At 64.6% G+C, this 23,349-nt stretch carries 18 protein-coding genes; 5 read left to right on the forward strand and 13 right to left on the reverse strand.

The window, feature by feature from the left end; all coding sequences use genetic code 11:
• Positions 1-39: 39 nt before the first annotated feature.
• From ACZ899_RS16765 to ACZ899_RS16775, 3 genes are read left to right on the forward strand one after another with little or no spacing between them, the layout of a single operon-like run.
• Positions 40-1,215 (forward strand): NAD(P)/FAD-dependent oxidoreductase, encoded by a 1,176-nt coding sequence (locus tag ACZ899_RS16765; protein ID WP_203648212.1) that lies wholly within the window; start codon positions 40-42, stop codon positions 1,213-1,215.
• Positions 1,212-2,024: an aldo/keto reductase gene (locus ACZ899_RS16770; protein WP_203648213.1), complete on the forward strand. Its 813-nt coding sequence runs from the start codon at positions 1,212-1,214 to the stop codon at positions 2,022-2,024. Before ACZ899_RS16765 ends, ACZ899_RS16770 begins: the two co-directional genes overlap by 4 nt.
• A gap of 37 nt (positions 2,025-2,061) precedes the next feature.
• Complete coding sequence (locus tag ACZ899_RS16775) at positions 2,062-3,030, forward strand: metal ABC transporter ATPase (protein WP_203648214.1); 969 nt, start codon at positions 2,062-2,064, stop codon at positions 3,028-3,030.
• Between the two features lie 63 nt (positions 3,031-3,093).
• Here the strand turns inward: ACZ899_RS16775 and hldE are convergent, their stop codons facing one another.
• Together hldE and msbA are read right to left on the reverse strand one after the other, a co-directional pair.
• On the reverse strand, positions 3,094-4,515 hold the full coding sequence (hldE, locus tag ACZ899_RS16780) for a bifunctional D-glycero-beta-D-manno-heptose-7-phosphate kinase/D-glycero-beta-D-manno-heptose 1-phosphate adenylyltransferase HldE (RefSeq protein ID WP_234562686.1): 1,422 nt from the start codon (positions 4,513-4,515) through the stop codon (positions 3,094-3,096).
• Between the two features lie 132 nt (positions 4,516-4,647).
• A complete protein-coding gene (gene msbA, locus ACZ899_RS16785; RefSeq protein WP_203648215.1) occupies positions 4,648-6,450 on the reverse strand; it encodes a lipid A export permease/ATP-binding protein MsbA in 1,803 nt (600 codons plus the stop codon).
• Positions 6,451-6,560: 110 nt separating this feature from the next.
• On the opposite strand from msbA, the gene ACZ899_RS16790 reads away from it, so the two are divergent.
• On the forward strand, positions 6,561-7,199 hold the full coding sequence (locus ACZ899_RS16790; RefSeq protein ID WP_234562687.1) for a phosphotransferase: 639 nt from the start codon (positions 6,561-6,563) through the stop codon (positions 7,197-7,199).
• Positions 7,200-7,235: 36 nt separating this feature from the next.
• Here the strand turns inward: ACZ899_RS16790 and ACZ899_RS16795 are convergent, their stop codons facing one another.
• The 9 genes from ACZ899_RS16795 to putP all read right to left on the reverse strand — a co-directional run bounded on the left by ACZ899_RS16795 (position 7,236) and on the right by putP (position 18,025).
• Positions 7,236-8,393, reverse strand: a complete 1,158-nt coding sequence (locus ACZ899_RS16795; RefSeq protein ID WP_234562688.1) for an O-antigen ligase domain-containing protein — start codon at positions 8,391-8,393, stop codon at positions 7,236-7,238.
• A complete protein-coding gene (locus tag ACZ899_RS16800; RefSeq protein WP_203648218.1) occupies positions 8,386-9,153 on the reverse strand; it encodes a glycosyltransferase family 2 protein in 768 nt (255 codons plus the stop codon). The genes ACZ899_RS16795 and ACZ899_RS16800 overlap by 8 nt, the downstream gene beginning before the upstream one ends.
• Positions 9,154-9,176: 23 nt before the next feature.
• Entirely contained in the window at positions 9,177-10,139 is a 963-nt protein-coding gene (locus tag ACZ899_RS16805; protein WP_203648219.1) for a glycosyltransferase family protein, read from the reverse strand.
• Positions 10,136-11,563, reverse strand: a complete 1,428-nt coding sequence (locus tag ACZ899_RS16810) for a PIG-L deacetylase family protein (protein WP_234562689.1) — start codon at positions 11,561-11,563, stop codon at positions 10,136-10,138. Before ACZ899_RS16810 ends, ACZ899_RS16805 begins: the two co-directional genes overlap by 4 nt.
• Positions 11,564-11,565: 2 nt before the next feature.
• Entirely contained in the window at positions 11,566-12,462 is an 897-nt protein-coding gene (locus ACZ899_RS16815; RefSeq protein ID WP_234562690.1) for an antimicrobial resistance protein Mig-14, read from the reverse strand.
• Complete coding sequence (locus ACZ899_RS16820; protein WP_232856302.1) at positions 12,462-13,592, reverse strand: glycosyltransferase; 1,131 nt, start codon at positions 13,590-13,592, stop codon at positions 12,462-12,464. Before ACZ899_RS16820 ends, ACZ899_RS16815 begins: the two co-directional genes overlap by 1 nt.
• A complete protein-coding gene (locus ACZ899_RS16825) occupies positions 13,576-15,333 on the reverse strand; it encodes a carbamoyltransferase family protein (protein ID WP_234562691.1) in 1,758 nt (585 codons plus the stop codon). Before ACZ899_RS16825 ends, ACZ899_RS16820 begins: the two co-directional genes overlap by 17 nt.
• Before the next feature lie 234 nt (positions 15,334-15,567).
• Positions 15,568-16,404, reverse strand: coding sequence for a 23S rRNA (adenine(2030)-N(6))-methyltransferase RlmJ (locus ACZ899_RS16830; RefSeq protein ID WP_203648224.1), 837 nt, complete (start codon positions 16,402-16,404; stop codon positions 15,568-15,570).
• Between the two features lie 142 nt (positions 16,405-16,546).
• A complete protein-coding gene (gene putP / locus ACZ899_RS16835) occupies positions 16,547-18,025 on the reverse strand; it encodes a sodium/proline symporter PutP (protein WP_234562692.1) in 1,479 nt (492 codons plus the stop codon).
• Between the two features lie 358 nt (positions 18,026-18,383).
• Between putP and putA the strand changes: the two genes are divergently transcribed.
• A complete protein-coding gene (gene putA / locus ACZ899_RS16840) occupies positions 18,384-22,334 on the forward strand; it encodes a trifunctional transcriptional regulator/proline dehydrogenase/L-glutamate gamma-semialdehyde dehydrogenase (protein WP_234562693.1) in 3,951 nt (1,316 codons plus the stop codon).
• 175 nt (positions 22,335-22,509) lie between these two features.
• On the opposite strand, the gene ACZ899_RS16845 is transcribed toward putA, so the two are convergent.
• Together ACZ899_RS16845 and ACZ899_RS16850 are read right to left on the reverse strand one after the other, a co-directional pair.
• Complete coding sequence (locus ACZ899_RS16845; RefSeq protein WP_234562694.1) at positions 22,510-22,773, reverse strand: DUF3077 domain-containing protein; 264 nt, start codon at positions 22,771-22,773, stop codon at positions 22,510-22,512.
• Positions 22,774-22,916: 143 nt separating this feature from the next.
• On the reverse strand, positions 22,917-23,159 hold the full coding sequence (locus tag ACZ899_RS16850; protein ID WP_046854291.1) for a hypothetical protein: 243 nt from the start codon (positions 23,157-23,159) through the stop codon (positions 22,917-22,919).
• Positions 23,160-23,349: the final 190 nt, after the last annotated feature.

Genomic DNA, 23,349 nt, shown 5'->3' on the forward strand with positions numbered 1-23,349 from the left:
TGTATACTGCGCACCTGTCCCAGTTTTCGAGGTGCCCGCATGCCATCCGCCATTACCACTGACGTGCTGATCGTCGGCGCCGGGGTCGCAGGCCTCTGGCTCAATGCCCGGCTGCGCCGCCTGGGCTATTCGACGGTGCTGGTGGAGCGCGCCAGCCTGGGCGGCGAGCAGACCATCAAGTCGCAAGGCATCATCCATGGTGGCACCAAATACGCCCTGCACGGCGCCCTCAGCGGCGCCTCCGAGGCCATCGCCGACATGCCGCGGCGCTGGCGCGAAGCGCTGGCCGGCAACGGCGAGCTGGACCTGACCGGTACCCGCCTGCTCTCCGACGCCCACTACCTGTGGTCCCCCGGCACCCTGGCCGGCAACCTCACCAGTTTCTTCGCCAGCAAGGCCGTGCGTGGCCGGGTCGACCAGGTCAAGGGCGAGCAACTGCCGCCGGCCCTGCAGGACCGCGCCTTCAAGGGCAAGGTCTACCGCCTGGCCGAACTGGTCATCGACGTGCCCAGCCTGCTGACCAACCTGGCGCAACTGGCGGGCGACAGCCTGCTGGCCGGCGAGCGGATCGAGCCACTGCGCGACGGCGATGAACTGGCCGGGCTGGTGGTCGATGGCCGCGAAATCCGCGCCCAACGCATCGTCCTCAGCGCCGGCGGCGGCACCGAAGCGCTGCTGCACGCCCTGGGGCTGAGCCAACCGGCCATGCAGCGCCGTCCGCTGCACATGGTCCTGGCCAAGGGCCCCAATCTCAAGCCGCTGTACGCCCACTGCCTGGGCGGCGGGCCCAAGCCGCGCATTACCGTGACCACCCACCCGGCCGCCGATGGCCAATGGGTGTGGTACCTGGGTGGCGACATTGCCGAGGCCGATGGCGTGGCCCGCGAGCCCGCCGCGCAGATCGCCGCGGCGCAAAAGGAAGTCGCCAGCCTGTTGCCGTGGGTCGACCAGGCCCAGGTGCGCTGGGCCACCCTGCGGGTCGACCGCGCCGAACCGGCGCAATCAGGCCTGGTGCGTCCGGACAACGCCTTCCTCGCCGACCAGCAGCGCCTGCTGGTCGGCTGGCCGACCAAGCTCGCCCTGGCGCCGGACTTCGCCGATCGCGTACTGGCCAGCTTCGAACGTGACGGCATCCGCCCGGCAAGCCGGCCGGACCTTGCCGACCTGCCTCGTCCACCGCTGGCGTTGCCGGCCTGGGAGCAACTGCTGCCATGACGCTGCCGACCCTGCACGATCATCACCGCCCCCTGGGCAGCACGGGCCTGCGGGTATCGCCGCTGGGCCTGGGCACGGTCAAGCTTGGCCGCGACCAGGGCGTGAAATACCCCAACGGTTTCACTATCCCCGATGACGAGGCCGCCCGCCTGCTGCTCGCCCAGGCCCGCGAGCTGGGTATCAACCTGATTGATACCGCGCCAGCCTACGGCCGCAGCGAGGAGCGCCTCGGCCCGCTGCTGCGCGGTCAGCGCGAGCAGTGGGTGATCGTCAGCAAGGTCGGCGAAGAGTTCGAGGCCGGCCAGTCGCACTTCGACTTCAGCGCCGCCCACACCCGCCGCTCGGTCGAGCGCAGCCTCCAGCGCCTGGAAACCGACCGCATCGAACTGGTGCTGGTGCATTCCGACGGCAACGACCTGGCGATCCTCGAGCAGCAGGGCGTGTACGAAACCCTCGCCGCGCTCAAGCAGGAAGGCAAGATTCTCGGCTATGGTTTGTCCGGCAAGACTGTCGCCGGCGGCCTGAAGGCGCTGGAGCAAGGTGATTGCGCCATGGTCACCTACAACCTCAACGAGCAGGCGGAGCGGCCCGTGCTGGACTACGCTGCCGAACACGGCAAGGCCATCCTGGTGAAGAAGGCCCTGGCCAGCGGGCATATCTGCCTGGCGCCCGGGGTCGATCCGGTGCAGGCCAGTTTCGAGTTGCTGTTCGCCCACCCGGGCGTGAGCAGTGCCATCGTTGGCACCATCAACCCGCTGCACCTGGCCCACAACGTGGCCACCGTCGCCCGCATCCTGGGCCGGCCCTGAGCCGCCCGGGCGGGGGCCCAACGCAAGGAGGAGCCTCGTGCCGCGTACGCTGATCCGCAAGAATCCGAGCAACTTCAAGACCCTGCCGCTGCATGTCGAGGCCACGCCCGAAGGCCTGGCCTACCAGAGCATCGGCATGCCGCTGAACTTCGCCCAAACCCTGCAGCGGCGCAAGGCCATCCAGGTCGCCGACCCCGAGCACTTCGTGGCGGAACTTGCCAACCTCGGCGTGTCGGTGCGACTGACCCTGCACTGGCAGGGCCGCGACTACTGGGTACTGGTCCGCCAGCGCCGCCAGGACCGTGGCGATGTGGTGCTCAAGCTGATTTCCGGCTATGTCCCGGCCCACGAGCTGAACCTGCCGCTGCACACGGCGATCCAGGAAGTGGCCGAGGAATGCCTGCTGGAAACCCCGGAGGGCTGGCTGGGCGGACGCTTCAACGACACCTGGTTGCCAGCGCCCTATGCCGACGCCCTGCACTATCGCGAGGCCCTGCCGTTCGTGCTCTCACCCGAGTCCGGTGCCGCCCGCCCGGTGCATTGCGCCAAGCTGATGCTGCTGGAGCGCCCGCGCGCCTATGTACACCTGCCCACCGCGTCGTTGCAGCTGATCTACGACCTGCGCCTGCAGGTGCCCAGGGAGGCCAAGTCGCTGAGCCTGTTCCATGTCGACGAGCGCCTGGAGGGCGATCAGTTGGTGGCCAGGCTCAATCGCAAGCGGCCGGACCTCTACCTGATGCCGCTCAAGGACGGCCAGCCAGTGGCCGAGCTGTACACCTTGAAGAAGGACCAGCTGACCCCCGCGGGCACGCGCGGATTGTGGCTGGCGGAGAGTTTCGCCCGCCAGGATGGCTGGGTGGTGCGGGATGAGCGGGTACGCTGGAAGGACTGGCTGAAGCAGCAGGGGCTGGTCGAAAGCAAGCCCGCGCCGGCGTCGCACCTGGAACGATTCGGGGACAAGGCACGGGAACTGCTGGCCCGGGCGCGGACCTCACTGCATAAATGAACGCGGGGCAAGCCCGCTCCCAGCATTTCGTGGGAGCGGGCTTGCCCCGCGACTTGCAACGTATCAGTGCTTGCGGATCTTCTCGACGATCGCCGTGGTCGAGCTATTCTCCACCAGGCCCAGCACCTTCACCGTGCCGCCGTAGGCCTTGACGATATCGGCGCCGACCACCTGCTCGATACCGTAGTCCCCCCCCTTGACCAGTACATCCGGCTTGACCTGGCGCAGCAGGTTCTCCGGCGTGTCCTCGGGGAAGCTGATGACCCAGTCCACCGCACCGAGGCCAGCCAGCACGGCCATGCGTCGGTCGACGCTGTTGATCGGCCGGCCCGGGCCCTTCAGGCGGCTGACCGAGGCATCGTCGTTGATGGCAACGATCAGCCGGTCGCCCTGGGCGCGAGCCTGTTCCAGGTAGGTCACGTGACCCGCGTGAAGGATATCGAAACAGCCGTTGGTGAAGACGATCTTCTCGTTGTGCGCACGGGCATCATCGATGGCCAGCAGCAGTTGCTCCAGCCCCAGCACACCCCGCTCCGAGCCCTCTTCACGCTGGATGGCGCGACGCAGCTCGGGGGCGCTGATGGCAGCGGTACCCAGCTTGCCGACCACGATACCGGCGGCCAGGTTGGCCAGGGCGACGGCATGCGGCAGGTCTTCGCCTGCGGCAATGGCGGCGGCGAGCGTGGAGATCACCGTATCACCGGCACCAGTGACATCGAACACCTCGCGAGCGCGGGCCGGCAGGTGCAAAGCCGGGTGGCCGGTGCGCAGCAGGGTCATGCCGTGCTCGCCACGGGTCACCAGCAGTGCGCCCAGGTCCAGCTCTTCGAGCAGCTTCAGGCCTTTGGCGACCAGCTCGGTTTCATCGGTGCAACGGCCAACGATGGTCTCGAATTCGCTGAGGTTCGGGGTGATCAGGCTGGCACCGCGGTAGATCGAGAAATCCTTGCCCTTGGGGTCGGCCAGCACCGGGATGCCCTTGCTGCGGGCAGCCTGGATCAGCGCCTGATGGTTCTGCAGTGCACCCTTGCCGTAGTCGGACAGCACCAGCACCTTGATACCTTCGAGCAAGGCATCGACCTCCGCGCCCAGCGACAGCGGGTCGGTGGCGAACGGCTCTTCGAAGTCGATACGCAGCAGTTGCTGGTGACGGCTCATCACCCGCAGCTTGACGATGGTCGGCTGGTGAGCGATGCGCTGGAAGATCGAGCGTACACCGGCAGCGTGCAGGCTGTTGGCGAGGCTATCGGCAGCCTCGTCCTGGCCGGTGACCCCGACCAGCGCGGCCGGCGCGCCAAGGGCGGCGATGTTCAAGGCCACGTTGGCCGCGCCGCCGGGGCGATCCTCGATCTGATCGACCTTGACCACCGGCACCGGCGCTTCAGGCGAAATACGCGAAGTACCGCCATGCCAGTAGCGGTCGAGCATGACATCGCCGACCACCAGTACCGGGGCTTGATCGAAACGCGGCATGGACAACTTCATGGGCAACCCATTTTTGGAAAAGTGAACAGGGGCAGGATATTAGCACAGGGATGCGCAGGGCTTTATGGCCAACCGCAGCGATGCTGTATCGATTGACCGGCGAGGCCTGCCAGGCCTCGCCGTGACGCTGACTCAGGTGATGTTGGCCTTTTCGGCCTCGTCCAGCCCCATGGCGTGCAGACGGGCGTAATGGCCATTGGCCTGGAGCAGTTCGGCGTGTGTGCCGCGCTCCACCAGACGCCCCTGGTCCATGACCAGGATCAGGTCGGCCTTCTCGATGGTCGACAGACGGTGCGCGATCACCAGGGTGGTGCGCCCCTCCATCACATGATCCAGCGCCGCCTGGATATGCCGTTCAGACTCGGTATCCAGGGCCGAGGTGGCCTCGTCGAGAATCAGCAGCGGCGCATTCTTGAGCAAGGCCCGGGCAATCGCCAGGCGCTGGCGCTGGCCGCCGGAAAGCAGCACACCGTTCTCGCCGACTTCGGTATCGAAGCCCTTGGGCAACTGGTCGACGAACTCCTTGGCATAGGCATCGGCGGCGGCGGCCTCGATATCCGCGCGCGGCGCGCCGGCCAGATCGCCGTAGGCGATGTTGTTGGCCACGGTGTCGTTGAACAAGGTGACATGCTGGGTCACCTGGGAAACATGGCGGCGCAGGTTGCGCAGGCGGTATTCCTCGATCTCCACGCCGTCGAGCAGGATCTGCCCTTCCGTATGGTGGTAGAAGCGCGGGATCAACGCCGCCAGCGTCGACTTGCCACTGCCCGAGCGACCTACCAGGGCGATCATCTGCCCGGGCTCGGCGGTGAAGCTGATATTGCTGAGCACCTGACGTTCGGTACCCGGGTAGGTGAAGCTGAGGTTGCGCACGTCCAGGCGCCCCTCGACCCGCTCTTTCTCGATGGTGCCGTTGTCGACTTCGGGCTTCTCGTCCAGTTGCTCGAAAATGCTCTCGGCGCCGGCAAGGCCCTTCTGGATGGTCGAGCTGACTTCGGAGAGCTGGCGAATCGGCTTGGGCAGAAGGCCTGCCGCGGTGATGTAGGCCACCAGGTCACCCGCAGAAGCCTCGCCACGCAGGAACAGCACCAGGAACATCAGCGCGGCCATGGCGGTGTAGATCACCAGTTGCAGCATCGGCGTGTACAGCGCGCCGGTCTTGGTCATGCGCAGTTGCTTGTCGGTGTTGCTCTGGCTGGCCTTCTCGAAGCGGCGCTCCTCGTAGCTTTCGCCACCGAAGCTGCGCACCACGCGGTAACCCTGGATGGTCTCGGAGGCCACGTGGGTAACGTCGCCCATGGCCACCTGGATCTTCTTGCTCTGCTTGCGGAATTTCTTGCTGGCGGTGCTCACCATCACCGCGATCAGCGGCAGGATCGCCACCATCACCAGGGTCAGCTTCCAGTTCATCCACAGCAGGTAGGCAAACAGGAACACCACCGTCAGGCCCTCACGAATGACTACCTTGATGGCATCGGTGGCGGCGCCGGTGACCATGGTCACGTTGAAGGTGATGCGCGAGATCAGATGCCCGGAATTGTGGTTGTCGAAGTAGCGGTTGGGCAGGACCAGCAACTTGTTGAACAGCTCGACCCGCAGGTCGTGCACCAGGCACAGCGAGACCTTGGACAGGTAGTAGTTGCCGAGGAACGAACCCAGGCCCTGCCAGGCGGCAATCAGGATGATCAGCAGCGGTACCGCCTGCAGCAACTGCAGGTCGCGCAGGTAGGGCACGTCGGGGAACAGCACCGCCTGCGGATTGCTCAGCCCATCGACGAAATACTTGAGGATCCCGGCCAGCATCGGCTGGGTCGAGGCGAAGATCACGAAGCCGACGATGCTCAGCAGGAAGATGCCGATGTAGGGTTTGACATAGCCCAGCAGGCGCAGATAGATCTTCAGGCTTGCGGGGGAAGACGATTCGGGAACTGTCATGAGAATCCGTCGGGTCAAAAAGAGTCGGGATTATACCACACACGGTGTCTTGCACCGCCCGCCACAGGTTAAGATAGACGGCTGTTCCGAACCCTGGCCCCGGAGGCTTGATGCACGCACTTGACCACGCCCGTTACCTTGCCCTGCGCGAGGGCGCCCACGTCCTCGAGGCCGACGGGACTGGCGACAAGGTCCTGCGCCTGAGCGACGGTTCGATGCTCAAGCTGTTCCGCCGCAAGCGCCTGATCAGCTCGGCGGCCTGGTATCCCTACGCCCGGCGTTTCGCCGACAACTGCCAGGCCCTGGCCGAACGCGGCATCCCCTGCCCGCAGGTCAAGGCGGTTTACCGTATCGCCGAGATTGCCCGCGATGCCGTGCACTATGACCCGCTACCCGGTCATACGCTGCGCCAACTGCTGGAGCAACCCGGCAACCACCCAGGCTTGCGCGACCAGCTCGGACGTTTCATCGCGGCGCTTCATGAAGCGGGGGTGTACTTCCGCTCCGCGCACCTGGGCAACGTGGTGCTGACGCCCGAAGGCAAGCTGGGGTTGATCGACGTCGCCGACCTGCGCATGTACCGCAAGCCACTTCGCCGCTCACAACGCCAGCGCAACTTCCGTCATATGCTGCGTTACCGGGAAGATCGGGCGTGGTTGCTGGGTGACGGCGACAACGCCTTCATCGAAGCCTATCTCGCCAGCCAGCAGGTCTGCCGCCGCCAGGACCTGGCCAACGCACTGGCCTGAACGATAATGGCCGCCCGGAGGCGGCCATCTTCATCATCAGTTCGAACGTCGCTGCTGCAACCCACGGCCCAGCACCATGGCTGCCGGCAACAGGACCAATGGCCACAGCTCGTCAGGGTTGCCGATCAGCTTGCTGCCATCGAAGTTGAGCATTACCAGGGCACAGGCCAGGTACATGCCCCAAGGGTCACGAAGGCGCAAGGCCTGGACCAGGGTCATCACCACGATGACCAGGAACAGGACCAGCGAGACGCCACCGGTGTAGAGGCCCAGGGCAACGAAGATATTGTGTGGATGCTGGATCGGCATGAAGCCGCTCAGCAGCTTGTCGGTATGGAACTCGACGCCGCAGCCGACCATCCAGCCACAGTTCTGCCACTCGCCGACCATCACGTGGAACAACTCGCCGCGATAGGAATCACCGCGCTCGAACAGCGAATGGAACCAGGCCATGTCCTTCACCAACCAGAGGGCTATGCCGCCAAGTACCGCGAATACCAGCAGCCAACTGCCGGCCACGCGCGGGAAGCGCCACAGCGCCCAGCACGCCCAGGCGGCAAACAGGAACGCCGCGCCGACCATCGCGGTACGCGTCTGCAGGACGAAGGTAATCGCCACCACCGACAGCGCCACGGCGGCAAACGCTTCGACCCAGCGACGACGGTGCAACCACCCCGGCATGGCCAGCGCCAGCGCACAGAGCAGCCATATACTGGTGTAGATCACGTTCTGCATGCGCGCGGGCATCAGGCTGACCCGCTCACCCAAGGCGTAGATGCCGGTCAGGTAGGCAAACGCCGAATAGCCGAAAATGTAAAGGCAGATGATCCAGAACAGCGCACGCGCGAACACTTCAGAGCGGAAGAAGCCCTGATTCGTCAGCCCTGCCACGGCAAAGACAAAGAGCGCTACATAAGCAATGTGCTTGTAGAACTGCCCATCGCCAGCAATCGCTGCGGGTACCAGGAACCACAGCAGGAATACCAGCCACACCAGCCCAAGCTTGTCGCCAAACAGCCCCGCGCCACGCTCCTTGACCAGGAACACCAGGCCAGGCAACGCGATGAAGGCGTAGAAAATGTTGTTGGTCCATTTCGATGAGGCCATCAACACGAAGCTGGCCAGGAACATGATCAGCGCAGCGCTGAAGTAACGCCTGCTCGTGCGGTTGTCGTTACCAATCCCTTCAAACATCCTTCAACACCCATCCCAGCAATAGTCCGATAACCAGCACGCCCAACAGACGAATGCGATCCATGCGCTTGCGCCGTGCCTTCTTGATTTTCTCTTCCGCCATTTCCACATGCTCGCCGAAACCGGTATGCAGCACGGCGTCGTTCTCCAGGATCAACGCATAGCGGTCGCGCTCGGCGTACAACCGCGACAAGCTCTTCTCGCCGGAATGCGAGGCGTACGGTGCATGTGCCTGGTAGTCGGCCAGCCTGCGCAGGCCCGGGTTGAACGAGAACCCCTGCCATTCCGCCTTGTGCGAGCCCAGCTTGTGGAAAGCGATGCCCTGCAGCACCTGGCGCTCCTCCAGGAACACATAGGGGCTGTGCACCTGCAGGTCATGATTGAAGCTGCGCAGCCAGACCTGCAACGCTTGCGGGTCGGCCTCCAGCAGTGCCTGGGATTCCTCGATGAACCCCGGGCGATAGAAGGCCCAGTCATCCTCGCAATGGAACACCCAGAAGGTCTTGATCTGCGAATAGGCGGCGTCCACCGAGCGCAACTGCCCAAGCTTGGGATTGTTGACGATGAAGGTGGTGTGCTCGCGCCAGTGTTCCGGGATGCAGCCACGCACCGCCTCGTCACCGGAGTCTTCGGTGATGAAGACTTCACGGATGGGCGCCGTGTTGTAGCGGTCGAAACTTTCGAGCGTGCGCTTGAGCAGTTCGAATCGACCACAGCTGGTCACCACCAGTGTGATCTCGCTGTTTTCACTGAAGATCATGGCTTCCTCGATGTGTGTAGGGCTTAACGCGACAGGCCGATGGCCAGCAGCACACGCTCCAGCAGGCCAGGCTTCGCGGCCGGGCGCAGCGGCGCGCGCATGGCCTCGGTGATCGCCTGCCCGAGCGCGTGGAAGGTATAGCGCTGCTCGGCCAACTGCTGGCCATTGCGCGAGATACGCTCGGCCAGGGCGAGATCGCCACGCAGCCGGGCGAGCTTCTCGCGCAACTGCTCGAGGTCGCGGTAGAGCACGATATTGTGCATGTCGACGAAGCCCAGCGCCTGGTTCTCTTCCTCGCCCTGGTCATAGGCGAACAGGACGCAGCCACAGGCCATGGCTTCGAAGTTCTTGATCATGTACTCGCCCATGCCGACATCGGCACTGACGAAAAAGCGGATGCGGCTGAGAGTCCGACTGTACTCCTCGCCGGATTTGGTACGGGTGATCAGCAGGTTTTCCACCGCCGCAATCGACTCGAGCATCTGCTTGCGCCCGGAGTAGGCCACGCTGCGCAGGCTGCCGACGAACGCCAACTCGATATCACGCTCATGGTTTTCATTGCGCAGCAGCGCCTGGTCGTAACCCTTGGGCACGAAGATCGCGTCGAAGCCTTCATCGCGCAGGCGTCGGGTGACCACCGCGCCTGAGGTGATGATGCGCGCCCATGGCAGCTGGCGGTAGTACTCGCTGAATTTGCCGGTGTACTTGCAGGGAATGTAGTTCTGGTAGGCGTCGTGCTCGAGGATCACCAGGTTCGGGATCGTCCGAATGAAGCGTGCCTGGCGGATCTCTTTCTTGAACCGCAGGAAGAACAGGATGCGGTCGTACTGCTCGACCTGCACATGCTCGCGGAAATAGCTGCGCAGATCGGCCTGCTCGTCACCGGTCAACCAACGGATATCGCACTCGCAGTCGGCCGCGATGCCTTCGTACAGACGGTCCAGGATGGCGCGTTGCTCTTTCTGGACCAGGAACAGGACTTTCACCGTGGTTCTCTCTTGTCGATCATTGTGCCGACCCACAGCAGTTCGTGGCGCCGTACGGCCTTGCGGAAGAATTCATTTTCACCGAATGCGGGCCAGCGCCGGGCGGCGAGGCAGCGCTGCAGGAAGCGACGGATTCGGCGCTTGAGCGGGGCCGCGGGCTGCAGGTCGTGCATCATACCCAAAGCGATGGCCTTTTGCCTCTGCTCTTGCGCATCCACCCCAAGCACCCAAGGGCGCATGGGCATGCCGGCATCGAAGAAGGGTGGCAAAGGTACACCGGTACCGGCATCACCCATCGGCCAACGGTCATTGTCGTGCAGGTGGTTGGCGTAGAACAGCAGGGTTTCAGGCCGCCAGTCGGCGCTCTGCAACGCCTGCTGCAAGGCGTCATGGGCACACACATGGTCCGGGTGCGGATCGAGGGTCGGATGCGGCATCACGATGGTTGCCGGACGCGCGCGCTCGATGAGCTCGCGCAGGTCCTGGACCAGGTTGGTCCAACTCGGCCGGCCATCGGCATCGCTTTGCAACGCGACTTCGTTGAAACGACGGAATGGCCGGGTGTCGGCCAGGTCCGCCTCGCGCGACGGGATCGATGCCTCGGGCTCGGCCTGCATGGCAGGCAACTGCATGCAGAAATAGCCCAACTGCACGGATTGACTGGAAGGCACGCCGGCCCAACGCGGCACGGCGACGCTGTCCCAACTGCGCAATTGGCCCTTGAGCCGGGCCGCCTCGGCCAGGTCGAGGCCGAAGGTGTCACGGTAGTACTCGTTCTCGATCTCGCCAGCGGTGAGGGTCACGATCCAGCTGCTCTTCGCCCGGGAATAGGCAGCGAATGCCGCCAGCTCGGCATCGTCGGCATGGGGGGCGATAACCATCAGGGTGCCAGCCAGGTAGTCGGGGTGACGCAACACCAGCAACTCCATCTCGGGTGCTACGCGACAATGGCGACCACTCAGGCGCAACTGCCCGGCGTTCAGCGCCTCGGCCTGCCCACTCAGGTTCAGGTAGCGCACACCTCTCACACCCCGCTCGAAGGCCTGGTAATCGGCGACACCACCGTCGATACGTACTGCCGGATCGAACAGCCGCCCCAACCAGCCGGCGCGCAGGCTCACCCGCAACAACAGGGTCTCGCTACCGTCCAGCGTGCAATCGCCCGGCAAGGCCAGCACCCCACCCTGGCTGCGCAGCGCATGACGCTCGCTGGCTTGCAGGTCGTACTGGTAGTCGCTGCCCGGCACATAGAAGAGGTGGTCGGAAAACCAGGCCTCATGAGCCACCCACAGCAGCACCGCGAGCACGGGCGGCAGCCACAGCGCCCACAGCGCCGAGAACAGCAGCACGACCAGCGCCAGCAGCAGGATCACCCGTTTGCGCTTGCGATGGCGTTTGAGCAGTTGCTGTTTGTTGGCGCTCATGTTCAGACCTGGAAGACGTTGACGGGGTTGCACCAACGATCCTTGTACTCCCGGTCGGACCGACCGAACGAGAACCGCAGCGCCTTGCCGCGGGTATTGGCATCCTCCCAGGCGGCCTGGGTATTGAGGAAGCTCAATACGCTACCAGGGCTGAAAGCCTTGGTCTCTGGATCGACACCGCCGTTTACATATTCGACGCTGATCCATTGCGGCGCCTCGACGCGATACACCAGTTGAATGGCGATGGGCGCCCCTTCAAGGAACAGCACCGAACCGATCAGCAGCTCGCGCAGGCGCTCGACCACCTCTGCCATGCGGGCCGCGCCGGTGGCCGGGAAGCCCCAGCGACGCTGGAACAAGTCACAGTACATCGCGGCGATCTCGGCTGCAGTGAAATCGCCGATCGGTCGCACCTGGCCACCCGCCTCTTCCAGCAGGCGCAGCTCACGACGCTGGTTGTAGCGGAATTTCTTCGACAGATCTTCATGGGGCCGCGCCATGGCCAACTGCTCAGGTTGTGCCTTCAGGCCGGCGAAACGGCCCTGGTTCAACTCCGACAGGTAGCGACCGGCGTGGCGCAGTGGCGCCCCGGCATCGGCGGCGGCTGGCAGGATGATCTCGGCATTGCCCAGGTCGAACAGGCCTTTCTTGCCTTCACGCTTGAGCACGTCCTTGGACAGCGCCAGGTGGCGCCCCCAGGTTGGCAGCGCGGCCTTGAGCTCGGCGCCCTGAAACCAGCCCAGGTAACGCACCGGGATCCCGGCCAGGTCCGCCAGTTGCTCGATCACCAACGGGTGCGTGGCGACACTGCCGCCAAAACGCTGCCAGGCTTCGTTGTAGGCGGCCGCATCGATCACTTGCCAGCCGCGCTCACGCCAGGCCTTGAGATGATTGAGCATCAGGCCTCCGCCATCAGCGCGCGGACGTGCGGCAGTTGCCAGAAGGCATCCCGCACTGCCGAGTCACTGAAGCGCTGCTGCAGGCGCTGCAGCATATGCCCGGCGCATGCCTCGCGCTGCTGCGCGTCCAGTCCGGCCATGTGCTTCAAGCCCTGGGCCAGCTGCGCGGCATCGCCCAGCGGGAACAGCACACCCACGCCCTCGACCACTTCCCGGGCGCCGCCACAGGCGGTGGCCAGCACCGGCACGCCAGCGACCATGGCTTCGAGCAGGACCATGCCGAACGGCTCATGGTCGGAGCTCAGGGCGAACACGTCGAAAGCGCGGAAATAGCGGCGTGCATCCGGCACCTGGCCGAGGAAGTCGACCTGCCCGGCGATGCCCAACTCGGCAGCCAGGGCCTTGAGTTTCGCCTCGAGGCGCCCCTTGCCCAGGATCGCCAGGCGTGCACCGGCCGGCAACCCCGGCAAGGCTTCGGCGAAACCACGCAGCAGCGTGGCCTGGTCCTTGTCCGGATGCAGGCGACCGACGTTACCGACCACCCAGGCACGTTCATCCAGGCCCAAGGCCCGGCGCGCCTCGTCACGCGGCACCAGGCTGGCCTGCAGTGCCTCGACATCGATGCGGTTGTACAAGGTCTGGATACGCTCGGCCGGCCACTGGCCCAGGCAGCGTCGCATGTCGTCGCGCACCGCATCCGACACACCGAGCAGGCTCAGGCGCTTGCGGAACAGGTTGGCGAACAGCCGCCGCCCCTTGCGCTCATAATCACCGAAGGCATGGTGCACGCCGATTACCGGCAAGCCGGTCCCCAGCAGCGCAACATAGATCGGTTTGAAGCGGTGGGCGATGCAAAAGCTGAAATTGCGCTGCGCGGCGATCTTGCGCAGCGCGCGGATCGCGCCCAGCTTCAGGCCGCGCACGGCCTTGGAACTGAACTCGAGAAACAGCACCTCGTCCGAGGCACAGCCGGCCGCTACTTTCGCGTCGGCTGCCCCGGTGAGGAACACGGTAGTGACCTTGTAGCCGCTGCCCTGGAACAGGCTGGCGTATTGACGGGCACAATCGAGGAACGGCCCGTCATAGCCATGGCAGAACTGCAGGATGCGCGGTTCAGAGCGGCTGGTCATACGGCGCGGCGCCTTCCTTGACCACCAGGATGTCTTCCATGATCAGGTACTGCAGGTCCGAGCCGAAGAACATGTTCAGGGCGTCGGTCGGCGAGCAGATCATCGGTTCGCCGCGGCGGTTCAGCGAGGTGTTCAGCGACACGCCGTTGCCGGTCAGGTCTTCCAGCGCCTTCATCATGTCGTAGTAGCGCGGGTTGTACTCGCGCTTGAGCACCTGGGCGCGCGAAGTGCCGTCCTCGTGGACGACTTCCGGCACGCGGGTCTTCCACTCTTCGGCGACTTCGAAGGTGAAGGTCATGAATGGCGCGGGGTGATCGATCTTGATCATCTGCGGCGCGACGGTGTCGAGCATCGACGGGCAGAAAGGTCTCCAGCGTTCGCGGAACTTGATCTGATGGTTGATGCGGTCGGCCACGCCTTCCACGCTCGGGCAGCCAATGATCGAACGACCGCCCAGGGCGCGCGGACCGAACTCCATGCGACCCTGGAACCAGGCCACCGGGTTGCCATCGACCATGATCTTGGCGATCTGCTCCGGCATGTTCTCGAGCTTGCGCCATTTCGGCTGGCTCGGGTGACGGGCACAGGCGGCGATCACGTCTTCGTTGGAAAACGCAGGGCCGAGGTAGACATGCTCCATCTTCTCGACCGGCACGCCACGGGCGTGGGAAACGTAGGCGGCCGCACCAACGGCGGTACCGGCGTCGCCGGAGGCCGGCTGGACGAACAGCTCCTTCACATCATCACGGGCGATGATCTTCTGGTTCAGCTTGACGTTCAACGCGCAACCGCCGGCGAAGGCCAGCTTGCCGGTCTCTTTCAGCGTGTCGCCCAGGTAATGGTCGATCATCTGCAGGGCCAGCTTCTCGAACAGCGCCTGCATGCTGGCGGCGTAGTGGATGTACGGCTCGTCGGCGATGTCGCCTTCACGTTTCGGGCCCAGCCACTCGATCAGCTTGGGCGAGAAGTAGAAGCCCTTGCCCTTCTCTTTATAGCGACGCAGGCCGATGACGTTGGCGTATTCGGTGTTGATCACCAGCTCGCCGTTTTCGAAGCTGGCCAGGCGCGAGAAGTCATACTTGCTGGCGTCGCCATACGGCGCCATGCCCATGACCTTGAACTCGCCATCGAGCATTTCGAAGCCGAGGAACTCGGTGATCGCGCCATACAGGCCACCCAGCGAGTCCGGATCGAAGAATTCCTTGATCTTGTGAATCTTGCCGTTTTCGCCGTAGCCGAAGAAAGTGGTGGCGTACTCGCCCTTGCCGTCGATACCGAGGATCGCGGTTTTCTCTTTGAAACCCGAGCAGTGGTAGGCGCTGGAGGCGTGGGCCAGGTGGTGCTCGACCGGCTCGATCTTGATCTTTTTCGGATCGAAGCCCAGTTGCTCCAGGCACCAGACGATCTTCTTGCGGTAGCGCTTGTAGCGGCGGTTGCCCATCAGCAGCGCGTCCAGGGCGCGGTCCGGGGCGTACCAGTAGCGCTTGGCGTAGTGCCAGCGGGCCTTGCCGAACAGGCTGATCGGGGCGAACGGAATGGCCACCACGTCGACGTCCGACGGCTTGATGCCGGCCTGCTCCAGGCAGAACTTCGCCGACTCGTAGGGCATGCGGTTCTTCGCATGCTTGTCACGCACGAAGCGCTCTTCTTCGGCGGCGGCAATCAGCTTGCCGTCGATGTACAGGGCCGCGGAAGGGTCATGGCTAAGGGCGCCGGACAGGCCAAGAATCGTCAGTGCCAAGGGTCTAGCCTCTCAAATCGGTATGAAGTGCGCCAACGGCCATTCGGGCGGATGGCGGCTAAAGGGCGGGATTATAACGCAAAGATGGCGGACACACCGCCCCCTTGTAGGAGCGGCCTGGTGCCGCGAAAGGGCTGCGAAGCAGCCCCGGCAATTTCAGCGGCGCATATGAAATCCGGGGCCGCTGCGCAGCCCTTTCGCGGCACCAGGCCGCTCCTACAGGGTTCGTGCGGGTTATTCGGCGATCAGCCAGTCCATGCGCAAGCTGCCGGCGGTCTGCGCCAGCTCCTTGGCCAGCCACGGCAGCAGCGTCTTGAGCTCATCTTCCAGGCCCCAAGGCGGGTTGGCGATGGCCAGGCCCGAGCCGTTCAGGCCCTGCGGGCTGTCCTGGTGATGCACGTACAACTCGACCCGCAGCAGCTTCGGCGCGCCGGTGCTGGTCAGGTCCTGGTAGAAACGGGTCAGCGAGCGCTGGTCCTTGATCGGATACCAGATCGCCGCGACAGTCTGGCGCATGCGACCGATCGCCTCTTTCATGGCCACGGTGCAGCGCTTGAGCTCGTCGGCCTGCTCGAACGGCGGGTCGATCAGCATGATCGCGCGCTTTTCCTGCACCGGCAGAAGCGCCCGCGGGATGTGCCAGCCTTCACCCAGGTGAACGGTGACCCGCGGATCTTTCTTCATGTTCTCCTTGAGCAGCGCCCCATCTTCAGGGTGCTTCTCGTTGAGCAAGGCGCGGTCCTGCTGGCGCATCAGGCGGCGCGCGAGCTCGGGCGAGCCCGGGTAGTAGCGCAGCTCGCCATCCGGGTTCAGGCGCTTGATGATGCGCAGGTAGTCTGCGGCCGCTTCCGGCAGGTCGTCGCGGTTCCACAGGCGGGCCACGCCCTCGAGGTATTCGCCGGTACGGCTCGCCTGGTCACCCTGCAGGTCGTAGAGACCCAGGCCAGCGTGAGTGTCGATGTAGGCGAACGGCTGCTCCTTGCGCGACATCAGGGCGATGAGGCGGGTGAGCACGATGTGCTTGAGGACGTCGGCGTGATTGCCGGCATGGAAGGCGTGACGATAGTTCATGAGGACTCCTGCGGGGGCGCCAAGTTTACCTTGCCTTGCAGTCGGCAAAAAGCATCGCGGGGCAAGCCCGCTCCCACAAATGCCCGAGGACACGTGGGAGCGGGCTTGCCCCGCGATAGGGACAACGCCGATTCAGCAGGCGTTACTTGTCGGCGTGATACGCCGCATCAGCAGTTTCAAAACGCGAAACCATGCTGTTCGACGGACTGCCCAGCTTGCTCACCACGAAGATGGCGACGCTGGCGAACAGGAAGCCCGGGATGATCTCGTACAGACCCATGTCCACGTAGTTCTTCCACAGGATCACGGTCAGCGCGCCGACCACGATACCGGCCAGGGCGCCGTTGCGGGTCATGCCCTTCCACAGCACCGAGATCAGCACCACCGGACCGAAGGCGGCACCGAAGCCGGCCCAGGCGTAGGCCACCAGGCCCAGCACACGGTTTTCCGGATTGGAGGCCATCGCAATGGCGATCAGCGCGACAGCCAGGACCATCAGGCGACCGACCCAGACCAATTCCTTCTGCGAAGCGCTCTTGCGCAGGAAGGCCTTGTAGAAGTCCTCGGTCAGTGCACTGGAGCACACCAGCAACTGGCAGCTCAAGGTGCTCATCACAGCGGCCAGGATGGCCGACAGCAGGATACCGGCAATCCACGGGTTGAACAGGATCTTGGCCAGCTCGATGAACACGCGCTCGTGGTTCTCGGTGACCGGACCTGCCAGGTCAGGGTGCGCCGAGAAGTAGGCGATGCCGAAGAAGCCGACCGCGCAGGTACCGGCCAGGCACAGGATCATCCAGGTCATGGAGATGCGACGGGCGTTGGTGATCGACTTCACCGAGTCGGCGGCCATGAAGCGCGCCAGGATGTGCGGCTGCCCGAAGTAGCCAAGGCCCCAGCCCATCAGCGAGATGATGCCGATGAAGGTCGCGCCCTTGAACATGTCGAAGTGCGCCGGGTTCACCGCGTCGATGGCAGCGAAGGTCTGGTCAAAGCCGCCAGTGGAGATCAGCACGATCACCGGGGTGAGGATCAGCGCGAAGATCATCAGCGAAGCCTGCACGGTATCGGTCCAGCTTACAGCCAGGAAACCACCGATGAAGGTGTAGGCGATAGTCGCCGCGGCACCGGCCCACAGGGCGGTTTCGTACGGCATGCCGAAGGTGCTTTCGAACAGGCGGGCGCCGGCGACGATGCCGGAGGCGCAGTAGATGGTGAAGAACACCAGGATGACAATCGCCGAGATGATCCGCAGCAGACCGGTCTGGTCTTCGAAACGGCTGGAGAAGTAGTCCGGCAGGGTCAGGGCGTCACCGTTGTGCTCGGTCTGCACCCGCAGACGGCCGGCGACGAACAGCCAGTTCAGGTAGGCGCCGACGGTCAGGCCGATGGCGATCCAGGCCTCGGAAAGGCCCGCGAAGTAGATGGCGCCCGGCAGGCCCATCAACAGCCAGCCGCTCATGTCCGATGCGCCGGCGGAAAGCGCGGTGACCACGCTGCCGAGACTACGGCCGCCGAGAATATAGTCGGAAAGGTTCTTGGTGGAGCGATAGGCGGCGAAGCCGATCAGCACCATTGCCGCAATGTAGATCACGAAGGTGATCGTTAGTGGATTGCCCATGAGTTGTGCCCTGGCGTTGTTTTTATCTCTTGCGACCGCCGCGCACGACGGTTGCACCCAGGCGGCGAATCCTATGCAACAACATGAACGAGGTGCAACCATTTTTCATTTGCAAGTTGCACCCGCCCATGGTTTTTCGGATAAAGCCCCTTTTTTGCTCCTTTTCGGAGCAAACACAGCGTTTTAAATAAGCAAAAGCAGCAAAAAAGACCGTTTCGGCTGTAAGGAAACAACCTTCAGACGAGTTGCACCTTTACCGCGAAGATTTCGGGTTGCACCCGGTTGCACCCGAATTGTCCTACAGGCTAATCTTGCCTTCAGCTTAGGCCACATCCGTGACCAATAACGAGGATAAGAAATGGCGACGACCACCCTTGGGGTCAAACTCGACGACCCGACCCGTGAGCGACTCAAAGCAGCTGCGCAATCCATCGACCGCACGCCGCACTGGTTGATCAAGCAAGCGATCTTCAACTATCTCGAGAAGCTCGAGGGTGGCGCCACCCTGAACGACCTCAACGGCCATGCCGCCGCTGGCGATGACGCCGGCGAAGTCGCCGCCGACCACGCCCACCAGTGCTTCCTGGAGTTCGCCGAAAGCATCCTGCCGCAGTCGGTACTGCGCTCGGCGATCACTGCCGCCTACCGCCGCCCCGAGCAGGAAGTAGTGCCGATGCTGCTGGAGCAGGCACGCCTGCCGGCCGCCCAGGCCGAAGCCACCAACAAGCTGGCCGCGAGCCTGGCCGACAAGCTGCGCAACCAGAAGAGCGCGGGTGGCCGTGCCGGTATCGTCCAGGGCCTGCTGCAGGAGTTCTCGCTGTCGTCCCAGGAAGGCGTGGCGCTGATGTGCCTGGCCGAAGCGCTGCTGCGCATCCCCGACAAGGGTACCCGTGACGCGCTGATCCGCGACAAGATCAGCACCGGCAACTGGCAGCCGCACCTGGGCAACAGCCCGTCGCTGTTCGTCAACGCCGCCACCTGGGGCCTGCTGCTGACCGGCAAGCTGGTCAGCACCCACAACGAATCCGGCCTGACCTCCTCGCTCACCCGCATCATCGGCAAGAGCGGCGAGCCGATGATCCGCAAGGGCGTCGACATGGCCATGCGCCTGATGGGCGAGCAGTTCGTCACCGGCGAGACCATCGCCGAGGCCCTGGCCAACGCCAGCAAGTTCGAAGCCAAGGGCTTCCGCTACAGCTACGACATGCTCGGCGAAGCCGCGCTGACCGAGCACGACGCGCAGAAATACCTGGCCTCCTACGAGCAGGCGATCCACTCGATCGGCAAGGCTTCGCACGGCCGTGGCATCTATGAAGGCCCGGGCATCTCGATCAAGCTCTCGGCCCTGCACCCACGCTACAGCCGCGCCCAGTACGAACGCGTGATGAGCGAGCTGTACCCGCGCCTGCTGTCGCTGACCCTGCTGGCCAAGCAGTACGACATCGGCCTGAACATCGACGCCGAGGAAGCCGACCGCCTGGAGCTGTCGCTGGACCTGCTCGAGCGCCTGTGCTTCGAGCCGTCGCTGGCCGGCTGGAACGGTATCGGCTTCGTCATCCAGGCCTACCAGAAGCGCTGCCCGTACGTGATCGACTACGTCATCGACCTGGCCAAGCGCAGCCGTCACCGCCTGATGATCCGCCTGGTGAAGGGCGCCTACTGGGACAGCGAGATCAAGCGCGCCCAGGTCGAGGGCCTGGAAGGCTATCCGGTCTACACCCGCAAGGTGTACACCGACGTGTCCTACGTCGCCTGCGCCCGCAAGCTGCTGGCCGTGCCAGAAGCCATCTACCCGCAGTTCGCCACCCACAACGCCCACACCCTGTCGGCCATCTACACCATCGCCGGGCAGAACTACTACCCGGGCCAGTACGAGTTCCAGTGCCTGCACGGCATGGGTGAACCGCTGTACGAGCAAGTCGTGGGCAAGATCTCCGAGGGCAAGCTGAACCGTCCGTGCCGCGTGTACGCGCCGGTCGGCACCCACGAGACCCTACTGGCCTACCTGGTCCGCCGCCTGCTGGAAAACGGCGCCAACACCTCGTTCGTCAACCGCATCGCCGACCACTCGATCTCCATCCAGGAACTGGTCGCCGACCCGGTCGCCAGCATCGAGCGCATGGGCACCCAAGAGGGCAGCATCGGCCTGCCGCACCCGCGCATCCCGATGCCGCGTGAGCTGTACGGCAGCGAGCGGGCCAACTCGGCCGGTATCGACATGGCCAACGAACACCGCCTGGCGTCGCTGTCCTGCGCCCTGCTGGCCACCGCCCACAACGACTGGAAAGCCGCCCCGCTGCTGGGCTGCGCCGCCAGCGAGCAGCCGGCCGCGCCGGTGCTCAACCCGGCCGACCACCGCGATGTCGTGGGTCATGTGCAGGAAGCCACCGTCGCCGACGTCGACAACGCCATCCAGTGCGCGCTGAACGCCGCGCCGATCTGGCAGGCCACCCCGCCGGCCGAGCGCGCCGCGATCCTCGAACGCGCCGCCGACCTGATGGAAGCCGACATCCAGCCGCTGATGGGCCTGCTGGTGCGCGAAGCCGGCAAGACCTACGCCAACGCCATCGCCGAGGTGCGCGAGGCCGTGGACTTCCTGCGCTACTACGCGGTGCAGGCACGCAACGACCTGCGCAACGACAGCTGCCGCCCGCTGGGCCCGGTGGTGTGCATCAGCCCGTGGAACTTCCCGCTGGCGATCTTCTCCGGCCAGGTTGCCGCGGCGCTGGCTGCCGGCAACCCGGTACTGGCCAAGCCGGCCGAACAGACCCCGCTGGTCGCCGCCCAGGCCGTGCGCCTGCTGCTGGAAGCCGGCATTCCCGAAGGCGTGCTGCAACTGCTGCCAGGCCAGGGCGAAACCGTCGGTGCCGGCCTGGTCGGTGACGAGCGTGTCAAGGGCGTGATGTTCACCGGTTCCACCGAGGTTGCCCGCCTGCTGCAACGCAACATTGCCGGTCGCCTGGACAACCAGGGCCGCCCGATCCCGCTGATCGCCGAAACCGGCGGCCAGAACGCCATGATCGTCGACTCCTCGGCGCTGACCGAGCAGGTGGTGATCGATGTGGTCTCCTCGGCCTTTGACAGTGCCGGCCAGCGTTGCTCGGCCCTGCGCGTGCTGTGCCTGCAGGAAGACTCCGCCGACCGCGTGATCGAGATGCTCAAGGGCGCCATGGCCGAAAGCCGCCTGGGCAACCCGGAGCGCCTGTCCGTGGACATCGGCCCGGTGATCGACGCCGAAGCCAAGGCCGGTATCGAGAAGCACATCCAGGGCATGCGCGACAAAGGCCGCACCGTCTACCAGGTGGCCATCGCCGAAGGCGAGGAAATCAAGCGCGGCACCTTCGTGATGCCGACCCTGATCGAACTGGAAAGCTTCGACGAGCTCAAGCGTGAAATCTTCGGCCCGGTGCTGCACGTGGTTCGCTACAACCGCAAGGACCTGGACCAGCTGATCGAGCAGATCAACGCTTCCGGCTACGGCCTGACCCTGGGCGTGCACACCCGCATCGACGAGACCATCGCCAAGGTGGTGGACAACGTCAACGCCGGCAACATGTACGTCAACCGCAACATCGTCGGTGCCGTGGTCGGCGTGCAGCCGTTCGGCGGTGAAGGCCTGTCGGGCACCGGCCCGAAAGCCGGTGGCCCACTGTACCTGTACCGCCTGCTGTCGACCCGCCCGGCCGACGCCATCGCCCGCCACTTCCAGGCCGACGATGCGCGCAGCCAGGCCGACACCACCCTGCGCGACCAGCAGCTCAAGCCGCTGACCACCCTCAAGACCTGGGCGGCCAGCAGCCAGATGAGCGACCTGGCCGCGCTGTGCGAGCAGTTCGCCGAGCAGTCGCAGAGCGGCATCACCCGCGTGCTGCCAGGCCCGACCGGCGAGCGCAACACCTACAGCGTGCTGCCACGCGAGCACGTGCTGTGCCTGGCCGACAACGAGGCCGACCTGCTGGCCCAGCTGGCGGCGGTACTGGCCGTGGGTAGCTCGGCGGTGTTCCAGGACGGCGAGCCGGCCAAGACCGTGCGCGGCCGTCTGCCGAAGGAGCTGCAGGCGAAGATCAAGCTGGTGGCCGACTGGAGCAAGGACGAGGTGGCCTTCGACGCGGTCATCCACCACGGTCACTCCGACCAGTTGCGCGGCGTCTGCGAGCAGGTGGCCAAGCGTGCCGGCGCGATCGTCGGCGTGCACGGGCTGTCGAGCGGCGATCACCAGATCGCCCTGGAACGCCTGGTGATCGAGCGGGCGGTGAGTGTTAACACCGCGGCGGCGGGCGGTAACGCCAGCCTGATGACCATCGGCTGACGCTGACAGTCGTTGAACGGAAAAGGAGAGCTCAGGCTCTCCTTTTTTATTAGCCCCTCGCGGGCCTCTTCGCGGGTAAACCCGCTCCCACAGGTACAGCGCGGGCCTTAAGGCACAGGTGACCACTGTGGGAGCGGGTTTACCCGCGAAGAGGCCGGCACTGACTGCACAAATCTCAGTGTTTCATGCCGAGTTCGGCATCATCCATCAATGCCTTGGCCAGGGCGCTCAGGTAATACGACGCCCAGAGCAACTGGGGCTTTTCCTCCATGATCCCGGTGATGGTCAGGTCGCGTGCGCAGCCCATCAGCTCCGAGGCCTGGTCGCGGGCGTGCTGGCAGGGGATGCCGGGCTCGATGCAGAACAGCGGGTCGGTCATGCCTTCGCCCTGGTAGAACTTGGTCTTGCCGACGGTGGTGGGGATGTTGCCTGTGGTCATGGTTTTTCTCCCTGAAAGGGTCGGTGCCTGTGCGGGCCTCTTCGCGGGCAAGCCCGCTCCCACAGGTACGGCGCTGGCTCCAAGGCACAGCTGAACCTGTGGGAGCGGGTTTACCCGCGAAAGGGCCCGACCAGGCACGCGACCTAGTGCAATGTGGGCGCCTGCGCCGGCATCTGCACCTGGATCAACGCCGCTTCGAGCAACACACGCAGCGATTCCATTTCATGCATCGACGCCATCATCAACACGGCAGCCGGCGACCTGGGTTTGAGCTGTACGGCGTGATGGGCCACGGTCAAGGCGCACAGGGCGTACTCGGTGGCCTGGATGAGGGTGTCTTCGAGGGAATGAGGGTTGTGGGGTGGATCGGGGACAATCTTCAACATAGCTACCTCTTGCTGATCAAGTGGGACCACCACCCGTTGCTGTCAAACAAGAAGGTGGCAGCTGTACATGGGTTGACAGACCGGTCAGCAAGAGCAAAACCCCGGCGCACGCGAAGTGCCCCACATACAGCCGCCATAAAGGGCAAAGCCGTTGAGTAAGCTCTTGATAATCGACCTGTCAAAGTCGGTC

The organism is Pseudomonas sp. TE31087, assembly GCF_057284075.1.